Here is a 13,153-nt window from a genome sequence, read left to right on the forward strand (position 1 = left end):
CCTGCACGCGGATCAGACGCGCACAGCCAAGCCGAGGCAAGCGGTGTCAAGCATCAGGTGAAGCCACAACGTCAAGCATCAACCGAGACAAGACACCACCCGCCCCAGCCAGTGAGTTACAACATTCTCCACTGGTTCAAGCCCCGGCTGCGCTCCGCTCCGCCGGGCGCGCTTCCCGGCTCCGCTCCGGGCGCCGCTCCTGCCTTCGGCCCGCTCCGCCCGCGCTGCGCCGACGCGCGCCCACTGGTGGATAAGGCCGGTGGCCATGTCGATCACCGCGTACGCGACGGTCAGAACAGTGCCTCCGGCGGGGGACCGGCCGGCACCGGGATGGAGGGGCGCCGTCGCCGACCGCGGGTCCGTCGTGGCGGATGCGGGGAGGCTCCCATCCCGTACACCGTCGACCCAGGCAGAGCCGAGCAAACGTGGTCCGCTCCACGGTGTGTGGGTCGACGACGGACGATGGGAGCTGCGGAGGGTGGTGGGTTGATGCGGTGTGAAGTCTGCAAGCAAAAGGCCCGCTGCTCAGTCGCATCCAGCTTTGGGACGAGTGCCGGCCGTAGGCGTTCTCAGCCCAGCGAGGCCGCGAATCCGCCATGCTGAGCCTCCGCCGACGAAACGGTGATCTTGCCTCGGTGGGAGACCTCCACCTGGTAGAACTTCGAGCCGTCTGGGACGCCCTTCACCGACACCCGGAAGACGCAGGCAGCCGAGTCTGGCTTGCCCGTGCTCAGGGCCCCGGTCGCCACCACCTTCCCTGCCGAGTCGTACACCGTTACCCCTGCGCCCTGGCGGATGTCGTCGTAGCCCTCGTATCCGGTGCAGTCCTCGTTTGTCTCGCCCGACGGCACGTTGTCACCGGTCAAGGTCATCGTGCCGCGCAGTGTGAACGTCTTCGGCGAATCTGATCCACTGGACAGGCCCCACGCCAGGCCGATGGCACCAGCACCCGCGACGCGACCGACGACACCGGCTACTAGCAGATGCGGCCAACGCCTTCTAGGGGCGGGCGGGATCTTCGGCATCGGCGGCGCAACAGGCGCTTCAACCTCATCAGACATGCGCCGTATAGTGATAGTTCAACCATGTGGCGTACATACCAAAAGCAAGAACCGTGGACTCAGATGGGACATCTCTGTCAAGACCGCGTGCACCGGCTGACACCAACGAGCGCGAACAGGGGAGGTCAACGCCGGACCGCAGCGGACGATCAGCCGAAGCGCCGGCAGATGAGCCGGCGTCGGCAGTCCCTGGTGACCTGATGCAGATGAGGCCAGACCTCAAAGCCCGCATCGGGCACAATGTGCCGTCCTCGCTGATGGGCGGCGCACCATCGGCTGACTGAGTCATTGACTTACAGGACAGAACTGTCCCCCATTGGCTGTTGCCTGCCAGACTGTCGCCATGGCTATCGAATGGCTAGTCCTCAAGGATGCCTTCAGGGCAGGAACAGCATTCAAATCTTTGTGCGATCTCATCACGGAAGAGCAGGTCATTGGGGCTCTCAATGTGATCAGCGATGTCAACGCAGAAGCGGCTGCGCGGCTGTTACGCGAAGCACGAGACCGCAGCGGCGACGCTCAGAGGCAGAAGTTACAGGCAGCACTCCCTCTGCTTGAGGCCGCCTACACCGCCCGCTCTAAAGTTCTCATGAGCACTCGTCGCAGGACCATGCATCGCGTCCGCCACCCAGTGGCAGCCCTTGAGGCGACGGCTGATGCATGTCGGCTAGCTGTCCTGTCGGCCGCAACCTATCACGCGCTGGGCAATGACGTTGCTTCCGTCCGCTCCCGTATTGCGGATGCAGTCACTTTGTGCAATCGACGTGTGAAGCAGTATGAGCGGGCTAAGTTCTGGTACATCACTTGGGCTATTGCCATGCTCGCCAGTGGTTCACGCAAGAAGAAGGAGCACCTCCAAATCGTGGACGAAATCTCACGCCGGATTGATGAGGCCATGACGGCGCGTTTGGAACTAGAGGCAATTTCCGCTGGTTTCCACGAGGGATGAGACGTCCGTGTGGGAGTCACTTCGGCATGCCGACGCGAAGTGGGGACGGCAGGTTCAGGGCAGCCCTGCCGACTACGGCTTCGAGAGGGATGGCCGGCAGGCGCCGTCGACACATGCCAGCCGGCCCTCTTAGACTGCCTCTCTCCGCGCCAAGCGTTCGTCTGGCGGGCATCTAGGCATGCCGACATCAGCACGATCTTGAGAGGGCACAATCGAGTGCCAGATCCGTGCCAGATCGTGCGGGGAGCCACGGGCAATGGCGGGGACCAACCCGCCGACCAGTCAGGGTCCGTAGCCGCTCCGGCGCAGATCAGCGCCACAGCAAGCCATAGATCACCTTAGCTTGCCAAGCCAAGGGCGCCCGCAGGTCTCAGAACTCAGAGAAGGTCGCGCCAGAAGGGGACTGTTGCTCTCGGGTCCCAGGTCTCGTCGACATCGCTTCGTGCCTCATCGAACTCCTGGTGCATGTAGTCGACCAGGTCCAGCCCGTAGTAGATGATGTCGGTCTGCCACACCGAAAGCACCGGATGCCCGAAGCTTCCCCGGCCGGCAGGAAGGTACCGGTGGCCGTACACCGGCACAAGCAGCGGCACATCTGGAAGACGACGCTGTGCAGTGGCCAGGGCAGCCGCGGCATCAGCCGGACGCTCACCCCATGCCTCGTACCAGAATGCGTTGCGCTCGACGTCGAAGAGAACGCCCTCGACCGGCCAGCCGAGCTGATCGCGCAACCTTTCCGGATCGCCGCTGCGCCACTCGGGCCAGGGCTTGGACCAGGTCTGCCCCTCCTCGGGAGGCACGTTGACTGGAAGGCCCGCCGCAAGGAACGCACGGTGATCGTCCGCGAACTCGAACCCGAACTCCTGCTCGATGCGCTCGAACTCGGCATCCGTCAGCCCTGACTCGAACTCATAGAGCCCTGTCTGCGCCAAGCGCCGTGCGGCCTCCGTGCCCAGACGTACTCCCTCATTGCTGATCACCGCCGCACGGTAGCGCCGATCGCAGGCCACCGTCACCCGGGTTACGCCCGGGTCCGTCTCAGTTTCCGTCTCATTCAGCGCCGTTCATGGCCGTTCAGACGAGACCGACGGCGCTCGCCCTCTCACGAGCGGCCGCCCATGAACCCAGGTGAACGGCCATGTTCGATGCCCCCGGGACCACCAACAGACTTGGAAAGCGTGCACCTGTCCAGCATGCAGTGAAGATACGGCGCGGGCGACGGTCACGCACCGTGTCCACTGGCCACGACCCCAGCGATATCTGCGTCTCGGCTGTCGACCCACCATCTGTCGTCTGCCTGTGGGAGGTTGGTGGGCCTCTTTGAACTTTAGCTAGGCGCGGCTGACGCTGACTCCGCCAACCAGGCCCCACGCGTCGATCCTGACCGTCGGGCCACCCGGCTCGCTCGGACCATCGTCCTTCACTCCGCCCAGGCGCAGCCCGTGGACCTCCACCCGGACGTCGTGGCGGACCTTGAGGCTGACGCCGCCGATCAGGCTCAACTTGGTGATGCGCAGCTCGGTGCCGTCCGGGATGTCGATGTCCGTCAGATCGACGTCGGCGCCACCGATGAGGGAAGCAGTGACGGTCCTCTCGTGAAGGGTGGCTCCTGCCAGGCGATGACCGCCGATCAGGCTCACCTTGATGTCGGTCTTCTGTGGGTTCTCCCCGTTGCTCTTCGTCATGAGAAGTACCGTACGGACGTCGACCCGCGAGCCCCAGTGCTCTGCATCCGGTATTGCATATGACAGGTGTCATGCCGGAGCCGACACCGAACCTGGGTGGAACGCAGCGGGCGTTTCTGGCCGAAGCGGCAGCAACCGGCCCCTCCAGCAGCATGGGCCTGGGTGACGGGGAACGGTCACATCGCGAAAATGGCCCGACCAGCTCCTACGTTCCCTCAAGAGTCGGTGGGTACCCACTGACGCACACCGTGGTCGTTCGTGCCGTACCAGTAGTGGGGCAGGCCCTTGATGCTGCTGGTGCGGAACGGGTGGCCGTGGTCGTCGATGCGGACCGTGCCGGTGCGGCCCTGGGATGACCAGTCGAGTTCCAGGTACCAGTTGCAGTCGTAGGCCTCAGTCGTCGCGGTGACCTGCAGCACCTCCGGGTCCTCGGCGGAGACGCGGTAGGGGAACTGCACCGCGGCGACGGGCTTTCCGCTGTCGTTGCCGGGGCGCGCGTGGGCGATCGGGCGGTCGACGTCCAGGTTCACGGAGAAGTTGCGGGGCGGCAGATCACTGCCGCAGCCCTGGCCCATGGCGTACGCGTTGCCGGTGACCGGGGTGCCGCGGCTGACGATACGGACCCGGAGGGCCGCGAGGACCACGGCCGTGGACGACTTCCCCTGCACCGAGATCTGCACCATCGTCTGCCGCCCAGGTACCGCCTGCTGCGTCGCTGCCCACACTCCGGCGTCCTGCTCTACCGGCGGCGGGGGCACCTGGGCCGGCTCCTTCCCGATGACGTAGTCGTGCCCGCAACCGCCGGCCCAGATCTGCGAGTCGGCGGTCCACGTGAGTGGCACACCGGTTGGCACGGGGGCGTCGCTCTTCGTCTCAGCCGACGATCCGCCCTCGGGGCTCCCTGAAGCCCGTACTCCTGTGGAGGGCGAGGCCGAAGAGCGGCTGCGGGAGGGGCTGGCCGCAGTGGCCGAGGGGTGGTGTGACGTACCGGTTCCTGTCGTACGGGACTGACCGGGGACCTTGGCGGAGTTGTCGTGAGACCGATCGGCCGACAGCGCCGACATACTGCCCAGCGTCACCAGCAGTACGGTCGCCGTGGCTGCCCCGACGACGGTACGGCGACGGCCGTACCAGGGCCGTCCAGTTGAGCGGACCGCATCCCACTGGGCCGTCGACTCGCGACTGCCCGGTCCGGGAGCGTCGGGAGCAGCCAGTGCGGCGTCGGGGGCGCCCGCATCGAGTCGCGGTGGTGAACCGCTCGTGCCGCCCCCGTCACCACCTATGCCGTCGGCGCCGCCACCCACACTGCACGTGCTGCCACCCGCACGCCCCGCCGTCCGGCTGTCCGGACCCGAAGCCCGCTCGTCCCCTGTCGGCTTCAGTGCCCCTTCGGTCTTTGTCGGCTCCGCTGCCTCCTCACCCGCCCTCGGCCGCTGTCGTGCCGTCACCGCGAGCAGCCACAGGCGGTGCAGATCGAGGCGTTCCTCCGGTGTTGCTCCGCAGAAGGCGGCCAACCGCTCCACCGGGGCGTAGTCCTGCGGGACCGTCTCACCCGCGCAGTAGCGGTGCAGCGTGGAGGTGTTCATGCCGAGACGGCGGGCCAGGGAGCCGTAGCTCCGGTCCGTGCGGTCCTTCAGCCGGCGCAGCAGCGCCGCGAACTGCTCGACGTCGTCCTCGGTCGACACCGCTCCCCCAACCTCCCACGTGTCCCCGTATCTCAGGCGGTCCATATACCTGCACGTCAGATGGGCTGGGATGGTTCCACCCTCGCCGGGCGGGCGTCCGGCGTTGCGCCGAGCCGTCGTGACGGCTGATGCTCTTGGTGTCGCACCGACCAGGACCGGACCGGCCAGTCGGCGGCGGGCGACAAACGACACTCATGCACTTATCCACGGGAGACACCCATGCCCCAGCGCACCCGAGCAGGGCCGCCCCTCGCACTCGCCGTCACGGGCTCGCCCTCGGCACGACGCTCGCCACACTGGCAAACGTCGCGGCCAAGGCGTCGGCTTCCTCACGGCGGCCCAACTCCCGTCTTATCCAAGCTCGTCCTGAACGGTCGGCAAGGTCACCGCCTGCGTACCGGAGGCGGTGGAACAGGACCGCTGTCTACGCATGGCGCTGGGCGGCGACAGCCCGGACCTGGTACCGGGAGCTCCGCACCGAAGTCGACAGGAGCGACCGTCCGTCAAGTCAGTGTGCAGTTGTCCAGGACGGCTGTGGCGAAGGGGCGCTTCTCGCGGCCGAGCAACGACATCAAGTCCTGTGCGCACGCATCGAGAAGGCCGGCCCGGAGACCGAGGCCACGCTGAAGGACTACGGCACGCTGCCTGCCGAAGAGGGCAGGCACGGATACGGCCTGCACCGGTGACCTCCTGGGGCGTCTTTGACACCCGTCTCGCGACTTCCGGCATGCGCCCGTGAAGGCCTCCAAGAAGACGGCCGTCACGGGCCGTGGACAAGCTCCGCTGACCGCATGACCGGGGCCGCCCTCCGCCACGGGGGCGGGGAGGGCGGCCAATCGACCACTGACAGGGTCATTCGGCGCGATTCAGCAGGACTTGGTGTCGTCGATCGCGCCCCGAGCCGCGGCAGGGGCGAATGGGTCCGCACAGCAGCAGGTGTTCATGACTCCGGGGCAGCGCCCGCCGACCCGAAAGGGCGATAGCCACACGACGGCCCCGGCACGAAGACACCGGGCCGAGAGCAACCACATATGGAACAGAAAAGGAAGATGCACATGAACAGGAAGTCCCCCGCACACCGCCGTCCGGGCCGCCGCGCGGCCGTCGCCGCCGGCCTCGTCCTGGCTGTCGGACTCGGTGTGTCGACACAGGTGTCGGCACAGGCATCCGTCCATGCCCCCGCAAAGTCGTCCGCCGCCGCACCGCAGTCCGTCAGCGGTACGAGCGGCCAAGTGGTGACCCGGGTCGCCGACTTCTACGGCGCGTACATCGACGCGATCGGCGACTACACGGACCCGGACGCCACGCTGGAAACGGTGCTCCGCAAGCACTACCTGACGCCCGACTTCGCCAAGCGACTGGCGGCCTGGGAGAAGAAGCACGGGGCGGACGGTGTCCTGCGTGCTCAAAACGTCCCGCGGAAGTGGACGGTGACCGACAACGGCGCCGTGGGTAACGGCCATGAGGTCATCGTCACCCTGACCTTCGGCAGCGGGGAGACGACGCAGAAGATCAAGCTTTTCGTGCTGGTGGAGCGGTACAACCACATCATCGACATCGGCACCACGAGCAACCGCTGACAGCGGAGCCGCTCCGCCCGGTCTGTCGTGGTCAACCACACGACGGACGAGAACATACCCATCCGGCGAGTAACCTACTGGTATGTAAGGGGCAATATCTTCACTTCAAACGCCTTCACCATCCTTGCCAGCGTGGGCGGCATCCTCGCGATCAAGTCAGGCATAGCGGCTACGTTGCAACCACTGTTCGGTGGGGGCTGGTGACGCAGCTAGCTGACATCCACGCGTGACATCAACGGCAGCAGACGTAGGCACCCCGTGGAGACCGTTCGTGGCCCGCCCCCACATGAGCCGCCAGGAACTCCCTACCTGGTGATCGAACTCCCAAAGCGGGTGTCGCAGGTTCGAATCCTGCCGGGGGCACAGTGTCTGACCAGCGCGTTTACCTCTCTGAGGTAGACGCGCTGTTCGATGTAGCCATGGCATTGACCATGAATAGGTTCCAGGACCATGGCGAACACCAAGAGCAAGCGACGTCAACGCGGCAGCATCCGCCCCAACGGGGCCGGCTTCCAGGTCCGGGTCTACGCCGGGCGTGACCCGCTCGCGAAGAAGGACATCTACCTCCACGAGCAGGCTGAGACGGAGACCGAGGCGGAGAAGGCCCGCACCAGGCTCCTGCACCAGGTCGACGAGAAGCGCCACCCCAAGACGCAGGTGACCATGTCGTTCCTGCTCGACCGGTGGCTGTGCGTCGCCGAGCTCGACGAGACTTCATACGAGCGGGCCGAGGGCATCATCCGCAACTGCCTCAAGCCCACCTTCGGCGACCTCAAGGCGGGCAAGCTGACCGCCGAAATGCTGGAGCTGTTCTACGCCCGTCTCCGGCAGTGCCAGGAACAGTGCGAGGGCCGACGCAACGGCAAGACCGACCCCAAGACGAAGCAGAAGCACGTCTGCGAGCCACTCGCCGCGAATTCCATCCGCAAGATTCACTTCATCCTGCGCCCGGCCCTCAACCGCGCCCTGCGCTGGGGTTACGTGACGACGAACGTGGCGGCCCTCGCCGAGCCGCCATCCCAACCCAAGCCGAACCCCGACCCGCCCACTCCGGAAGAGGCGGCCCTGGTTCTGAACGGCCCTGGTTCTGAACACTGCCTGGCAGCGGGACCTGGACTGGGGAACGTTCCTGTTCATGACGATGGTCACCGGCTCACGCCGCGGCGAGATGTGCGCCCTGCGCTGGTCGGACATCAACCTCGACCGCCTCGAACTCTTCGTGAAGCACTCCAACAACGGCCGCAGGATCAAGGACACCAAAACCCACCAGCGCCGTAAGCAGGCAATCGACGTGATCACGCGTTCCGTCCTCGCTGCCCACCGAGCCCGAGCCGAGGAACGCTGCAAGGTGCTCGCCGGTGAACTCGCCCGTGACGCCTTCGTGTTCTCCGGCGAAGCCGACAGCTCCGCCCCGCTCGTGCCCTCAAGCGTCAGCCAGAGATACCGCCGCCTCGCGGAGAAGCTGAAGATTCACACCCGCCGGCTGAAGGACCTGCGTGCGTACAACGTGACCGAGCTTCTGGGTGCCGGTGCCGATGTACGAACGGCCGCCGGCCGCGTTGGGCACGGCGGCGGAGGAGCGACCACGCTCAAGTACTACGCGGCTTTCCTGGCCACCTCCGACCGCCAGGCCGTCACCGCCTTCGCCAAGCAGCTGCCGGTGCCGGCAGGGCTACTCGCCGAACAGCCGGTCACCACCGTCATCAACGGGCTCCGCCTGCTCTGCGAGTGCGGCAACGAATCGCTGTGGGCAATGCTCGTGGTCACCGTGGAAGGCGCTGAGGCTCTGTGCGGCCAGTGCGAGACGGCCCCGTCCAGGCCCGCCCGGACGCGGCGGCGGGTCCCATCGGCAAGACAATCAAGGCCGAAGCCGCCCCGCCCCGCGAGCTCGCCCCCTGGGAAGTGATCGCAAAGGGACTCGCGGACGCCATCAAGGACGGAACGATGCTGCCCGGCGAGGACGTACCCACAGTCGGCGACATCGCGCAGGCCCACGATGTCTCGGTCGGTACCGCACACCGGGCATTCACCCAGCTGAAGAAGGACGGCCTGATCGAGGTCAGCCGGGGCCGCCGAGCCGTCGTCCGCCGGCTCCAGCAGGAGACCGCCGGTGCCGCATAGGCCCCGTGCTCTCCACACTCCCTCGCCTGCCCCCATCAAGGCTCGCGCACGGCGCGTCAGAGCAGGGCGGGTGCAAGTTCCCGGGATCGGCCAACCTGTCCACCAGCGCTGACCGGCCCCACCCATGCCGTGGCCCTGCGCACCACGGCCACCGCCTTCGACGCCCACCGCGGCAAAGCCTGGTGAAGAGCACGTGTCCGAAGGCGCCGCATTCCCCACCAAAGGGCGATCAGCACCGTTGTCGACTGGGCATACCGGCAGGGTCGCGCACTATGCGGTCGCAACGCCCAGGAAGCGCAGCACCGCCAGGACGCGGCGGTGGTCGGCGTCGGCCTTGGGCAGGTCGAGCTTGGTGAAGATGCTGTTGATGTGCTTGGCGACCGCGCTCTCGCTCACGACCAGCTCGGCGGCGATGCCGGAGTTGGACCGGCCGCCCGCCATCAGCTCCAGCACCTCCCGCTCGCGCGGCGTCAGCCGGTCGAGCGGATCGCTGTGCCGGCGCACCAGCAGCTGCGCGACGACCTGCGGGTCGAGCGCGGTGCCGCCGGCCGCTACCCGGCGTACGGCCTCGGCGAACTCCTCGACGTCGGCGACGCGTTGCTTGAGCAGATAGCCGACGCCCGAGGTGTTGGCGGCGAGCAGATCGGCGGCGTACCGCTCCTCCACGTACTGCGACAGCAGGAGCACGGCGGTACGCAGGTACTGGCGGCGGATCACCAGCGCGGCGCGTACTCCCTCGTCGGTGAAGCCGGGCGGCATGCGCACGTCGACCACGGCGATGTCGGGCCGGTGCTCCTCGACGGCCGCCAGCAGCCCTTCTGCGTCGGCGACCTGCGCGCACATCTCGAAGCCGGCCGCCTCCAGCACCTTGACCACGCCGATGCGCAGCAAGAGGGAATCCTCGGCGATCACGGCGCGCACGGCAGCTCCACGGTGATGACGGTCGGCCCCCCGGCAGGGCTGCGGCAGGAAAACGTGCCGTCGACGGACGCGACGCGCTTGGCGAGCCCGGCGAGCCCGGTGCCGCCGGCCGCCGCGAGATCCGCGCCGCCCGCTCCGTCGTCCGCGACGACCACCAGCAGTGTCTCCCCGATCCGCTCCACGGTCACGTCCGCCCGGGTCGCCTGGGCGTGTTTGACCACGTTCGCCAGGGCTTCGGAGACCACGAAGTACGCGACGGCCTCGACCGTGGGTGAGGGGCGCTGCGGCAGGTCCACCGCCACGCGCACCTGGATCGGGAGGCGGGCGGCGACCCCGGACAGCGCGGCGTCGAGGCCGCGGTCCTCAAGGACGGCCGGGTGCAGGCCGCGCACCAGGTTGTTCAGCTCGGCGATCGCCTCCTTCGCCTCGCGGTGCGCCTCGTCGATCACCTTGCGGGCATCCGCCGGCAGGTCGCCGAGGGTGGCCCTGGCCAGGCCCAGGTTGACGGCGAGTGAGACGAGGCGCTGCTGCGCGCCGTCGTGCAGGTCGCGCTCGATCCGCCGCCGCTCGGCGTCGGCGGCGTCGAGCACGCCGGCCCGGCTCTCGGCGAGGTCGGCGACCCGGCGGGCCAGCTTCTCCGCGCGGCTGGGGCCGAGCAGGACCTCGGCCGCCCGGGTCTCCAGCCGCACCAGAGCGCCGGTCAGCCGGGGCCCGAGGAACAGCAGGGCGAGGCCGCCGGCGGTGATGTACGCGGCCTGCGTGGTGTGCCCGAGGTCGGTGACACGCCACTGCGGGGGCAGCGCCCAGATCCACACGTAGATGGAAGCGGCCACGAGAGCGGCGGCCCAGACGGCGAGGACGGCGAGGTCCAGGACGGCGAACAGCGGACCCGCCACGGCGTGGTAGCAGACCTGCCGCCACAAGGCCCGGCCGGTCAGCCGGCGCACCGCCGACTTCCAGTTGCGTCCCGGCCCGGGTACGGCGGGGCGCGGGAGGTCCTTGCCGACGAGTGCCCGGTAGCGCCGCCGCTGCCCGGCGGTCAGCAGGGGTGTCACCACGAGCGTGAGCAGCACGGGCAGCGCCACGAGCGTGAGCAGCACGGGCGGCGGAGTCGCGGCCGGCACCAACGCAGCCATCGTGCCGAGCAGCCAGAGCCACAGTGGCACCACGGCGAGGTGGAGCGGCAGGCCGGCGGCGACGAGCGCGGTCCGGTGTCCCGCCCTGCGGAACGGCCGGCCCAGCACCAGCCGCAGCCACGTCGTGAGTTGCATGCGTCAAACGGTAAAGCCGCAGGCCATCCCCGTGCCATGACGTTCCCGCCCAGTTCGGGGGTGCACTTATCTCCACCCCGGGTCGGAACCCTGCGTGAGTGACGGCGCCCTGGTGTGCGGCGGAGGGTGGAGCACGTGAAGGGGAGAGCCGGCGGGGAGCGGGGGAAGACGATGCGTCAACTGGTGTTGTGCAATGACGAATTGCCCGGTGCCGAGGGCTTCGACCGCGCCGAGGTCATCCCGCTCCACGAAGAGGCTGAGGAGCCGCGCCCGGCGCGGGGCATACGGCGGGCCGGGTGGCTGCTGGTCGCCTGCGGGCTCGCCCTGCTGCCGTGGCTGTACGTGCTGGCCACCGGCCTGCCGGCCACCGCGAGCGCGGCGCATTGGCCGGTCGCCTGGGTCGGGCTCGACGCGCTGGAGGCGCTCGGCCTGATCGCCACCGGCCTCCTCGCCGCCCGCGGCGACCGGCGGCACGCCCTGGCAGCCGCCGCGACCGCGACGCTGCTTGCGGTGGACGCATGGTTCGACACCACGACCGCGGCCCCGGGCGGCGACTTCGCCACCGCCGTCGCCATGGCGCTCGGCGCCGAGCTGCCGCTCGCCACGCTGTGCGGCCGGCTGGCGCTGCGGACGCTGAGCCGGCCCGCGTGACGCCGACCGCCCGACGACGTACCACGGACCGAATCGATCCACCGGAGAACACCATGCACCGCATCACCACCGCCCCCGTCGCCCCGATCCCGGCCCGGACCCGCTGGGCGGTCGCCGCCGGCGTCGGCGCCGCGTTGGCCGCCGCCTGGTGGCTGGGCGACACGGCGCCCTATCCGTACGCCCAACGCGGCCTGCTCGACGTGCCGTTGCCGTTGCTGACCGCCGGCCGGATGGACGCCGTACTGCGGCCGCGGCCGGGGGAGCGGATGCTGGAGATCGGCCCGGGGACCGGCCTGCAGTCGCTGCACGTCGCGCCGCAGCTCGGGCCGGAGGGACGGCTCGATGTGCTCGACATCCAGCAGGAGATGCTCGACCACGTGATGTGCCGCGCAGAGCACGACGGCCTGGCGACGATCACGCCCACCCGCTCGGACGCACGTGAACTTCCCTACGCCGACGGGACATTCGACGCCATATACGCCGTGACCGCGCTCGGCGAGATCCCCGAGCCGGATCGGGTACTGCGCGAGGCGGCACGAGTGCTGGCACCAGGCGGGCGACTGGTGATCGGCGAGTTCTTCGACCGGCACTGGATCCCCTTCGGCCGGCTGCACCGGCTCGCCGACGCCGCCGGCCTCCACCTGACCGAGCGCCGCGGCCCAAGCCCGGCATACCTCGCCCGCTTCCGACCCTGCAGAGCCGACGCGCCAGGCCATCAGAGCGAGCGCCTCGCCCACAGCGACCGGGACTACCAACGACGGGGAAGCGTGAGCACCGCACGCAGGGACCGCGATCACCGAGCTGAACAACCTGGCGCGCGGTAGGCCGCTCCAGGAGGCGAGGGGGCTCCGCCCCAACCGCGGCCAGCCACCAAAACTGCGGCGCCCCCGCAAGGTGAGAGGGGAGTCCTGCGGCTTCTGCTGCGTGATTCCGGTCTCCGATCGTGCTGGGTCCTCTCCGGCAGCAAGCCCGGGCGGCGGCGACAAGGCGGGTGCGTCCAGCAGCCCCGCAGAACCACGCATGGTCCGGGCCTACGGTACGTAGCCACGGCGGGAAAGCAAGGGGGCCCTGGGGCGACCGCCTCGGGCGGCGTCCCTCAGAGCAGACAGGACTGTGCGTCGCCTCGACGTCGCGCAGGCAATGGCACGAAGCTCCTGTACCGACGATCGAGGTTGCGTCCCTCCTTCGCAACGGCACAGGAGCCCCGTTTGTCCTGGATAGATCTCAGT

Annotated in this window: 13 protein-coding genes and 1 tRNA gene; 8 read left to right on the forward strand and 6 right to left on the reverse strand. The window is 68.5% G+C overall.

Going from position 1 to position 13,153, the window contains the following annotated elements; translation table 11 throughout:
* Window positions 1–569: 569 nt before the first annotated feature.
* Window positions 570–1,061, reverse strand: coding sequence for a hypothetical protein (locus tag ACWCQS_RS18325; protein ID WP_451005351.1), 492 nt, complete (start codon window positions 1,059–1,061; stop codon window positions 570–572).
* Window positions 1,062–1,404: 343 nt separating this feature from the next.
* Here ACWCQS_RS18325 and ACWCQS_RS18330 point away from each other — a divergent pair, with 343 nt between their 5' ends.
* A complete protein-coding gene (locus tag ACWCQS_RS18330) occupies window positions 1,405–2,010 on the forward strand; it encodes a hypothetical protein (RefSeq protein ID WP_451005352.1) in 606 nt (201 codons plus the stop codon).
* A 377-nt stretch (window positions 2,011–2,387) separates the two neighbouring features.
* On the opposite strand, the gene ACWCQS_RS18335 is transcribed toward ACWCQS_RS18330, so the two are convergent.
* The 3 genes from ACWCQS_RS18335 to ACWCQS_RS18345 all read right to left on the reverse strand — a co-directional run bounded on the left by ACWCQS_RS18335 (window position 2,388) and on the right by ACWCQS_RS18345 (window position 5,425).
* Window positions 2,388–2,990, reverse strand: coding sequence for a hypothetical protein (locus tag ACWCQS_RS18335; RefSeq protein WP_451005353.1), 603 nt, complete (start codon window positions 2,988–2,990; stop codon window positions 2,388–2,390).
* Between the two features lie 351 nt (window positions 2,991–3,341).
* The gene (locus tag ACWCQS_RS18340; RefSeq protein ID WP_389174952.1) at window positions 3,342–3,695 is read right to left on the reverse strand and encodes a hypothetical protein; all 354 of its coding nucleotides are present in this window, start codon (window positions 3,693–3,695) and stop codon (window positions 3,342–3,344) included.
* A 215-nt stretch (window positions 3,696–3,910) separates the two neighbouring features.
* Complete coding sequence (locus ACWCQS_RS18345; RefSeq protein WP_451005354.1) at window positions 3,911–5,425, reverse strand: helix-turn-helix domain-containing protein; 1,515 nt, start codon at window positions 5,423–5,425, stop codon at window positions 3,911–3,913.
* Between the two features lie 1,010 nt (window positions 5,426–6,435).
* Between ACWCQS_RS18345 and ACWCQS_RS18350 the strand changes: the two genes are divergently transcribed.
* The 5 genes from ACWCQS_RS18350 (at window position 6,436) to ACWCQS_RS18370 (ending at window position 9,081) form a co-directional block, all read left to right on the forward strand.
* Window positions 6,436–6,960 (forward strand): hypothetical protein, encoded by a 525-nt coding sequence (locus ACWCQS_RS18350; protein ID WP_451005355.1) that lies wholly within the window; start codon window positions 6,436–6,438, stop codon window positions 6,958–6,960.
* A gap of 251 nt (window positions 6,961–7,211) precedes the next feature.
* Window positions 7,212–7,323 (forward strand) — tRNA-OTHER (locus tag ACWCQS_RS18355).
* Between the two features lie 87 nt (window positions 7,324–7,410).
* A complete protein-coding gene (locus ACWCQS_RS18360) occupies window positions 7,411–8,238 on the forward strand; it encodes a hypothetical protein (RefSeq protein ID WP_451005356.1) in 828 nt (275 codons plus the stop codon).
* Entirely contained in the window at window positions 8,129–8,866 is a 738-nt protein-coding gene (locus ACWCQS_RS18365; RefSeq protein ID WP_451005357.1) for a tyrosine-type recombinase/integrase, read from the forward strand. The genes ACWCQS_RS18360 and ACWCQS_RS18365 overlap by 110 nt, the downstream gene beginning before the upstream one ends.
* The gene (locus tag ACWCQS_RS18370; RefSeq protein WP_451005358.1) at window positions 8,863–9,081 is read left to right on the forward strand and encodes a GntR family transcriptional regulator; all 219 of its coding nucleotides are present in this window, start codon (window positions 8,863–8,865) and stop codon (window positions 9,079–9,081) included. The genes ACWCQS_RS18365 and ACWCQS_RS18370 overlap by 4 nt, the downstream gene beginning before the upstream one ends.
* Before the next feature lie 270 nt (window positions 9,082–9,351).
* On the opposite strand, the gene ACWCQS_RS18375 is transcribed toward ACWCQS_RS18370, so the two are convergent.
* Both ACWCQS_RS18375 and ACWCQS_RS18380 read right to left on the reverse strand, forming a co-directional pair.
* Complete coding sequence (locus ACWCQS_RS18375) at window positions 9,352–10,002, reverse strand: response regulator transcription factor (protein ID WP_451005359.1); 651 nt, start codon at window positions 10,000–10,002, stop codon at window positions 9,352–9,354.
* Window positions 9,990–11,273 (reverse strand): histidine kinase, encoded by a 1,284-nt coding sequence (locus tag ACWCQS_RS18380; protein WP_451005360.1) that lies wholly within the window; start codon window positions 11,271–11,273, stop codon window positions 9,990–9,992. Before ACWCQS_RS18380 ends, ACWCQS_RS18375 begins: the two co-directional genes overlap by 13 nt.
* Window positions 11,274–11,408: 135 nt before the next feature.
* Here ACWCQS_RS18380 and ACWCQS_RS18385 point away from each other — a divergent pair, with 135 nt between their 5' ends.
* Both ACWCQS_RS18385 and ACWCQS_RS18390 read left to right on the forward strand, forming a co-directional pair.
* Window positions 11,409–11,924, forward strand: a complete 516-nt coding sequence (locus ACWCQS_RS18385) for a hypothetical protein (RefSeq protein ID WP_451005361.1) — start codon at window positions 11,409–11,411, stop codon at window positions 11,922–11,924.
* A 53-nt stretch (window positions 11,925–11,977) separates the two neighbouring features.
* Window positions 11,978–12,748 (forward strand): class I SAM-dependent methyltransferase, encoded by a 771-nt coding sequence (locus ACWCQS_RS18390; protein WP_451005362.1) that lies wholly within the window; start codon window positions 11,978–11,980, stop codon window positions 12,746–12,748.
* The last annotated feature ends 405 nt before the right edge of the window (window positions 12,749–13,153 follow it).

The sequence above is a fragment of the Streptomyces sp. NPDC002076 genome (assembly GCF_053593835.1).

What these genes read in the sequence shown, in the direction of transcription:
- ACWCQS_RS18380 (WP_451005360.1), bottom strand. Translation starts at nt 11,273, where the DNA reads ATGCAACTCACGACGTGGCTGCGGCTGGTGCTGGGCCGGCCGTTCCGC.
- ACWCQS_RS18390 (WP_451005362.1), top strand. Translation starts at nt 11,978, where the DNA reads ATGCACCGCATCACCACCGCCCCCGTCGCCCCGATCCCGGCCCGGACC.
- ACWCQS_RS18360 (WP_451005356.1), top strand. Translation starts at nt 7,411, where the DNA reads ATGGCGAACACCAAGAGCAAGCGACGTCAACGCGGCAGCATCCGCCCC.
- ACWCQS_RS18325 (WP_451005351.1), bottom strand. Translation starts at nt 1,061, where the DNA reads ATGTCTGATGAGGTTGAAGCGCCTGTTGCGCCGCCGATGCCGAAGATC.
- ACWCQS_RS18340 (WP_389174952.1), bottom strand. Translation starts at nt 3,695, where the DNA reads ATGACGAAGAGCAACGGGGAGAACCCACAGAAGACCGACATCAAGGTG.
- ACWCQS_RS18365 (WP_451005357.1), top strand. Translation starts at nt 8,129, where the DNA reads ATGTGCGCCCTGCGCTGGTCGGACATCAACCTCGACCGCCTCGAACTC.
- ACWCQS_RS18345 (WP_451005354.1), bottom strand. Translation starts at nt 5,425, where the DNA reads ATGGACCGCCTGAGATACGGGGACACGTGGGAGGTTGGGGGAGCGGTG.
- ACWCQS_RS18330 (WP_451005352.1), top strand. Translation starts at nt 1,405, where the DNA reads ATGGCTATCGAATGGCTAGTCCTCAAGGATGCCTTCAGGGCAGGAACA.
- ACWCQS_RS18350 (WP_451005355.1), top strand. Translation starts at nt 6,436, where the DNA reads ATGAACAGGAAGTCCCCCGCACACCGCCGTCCGGGCCGCCGCGCGGCC.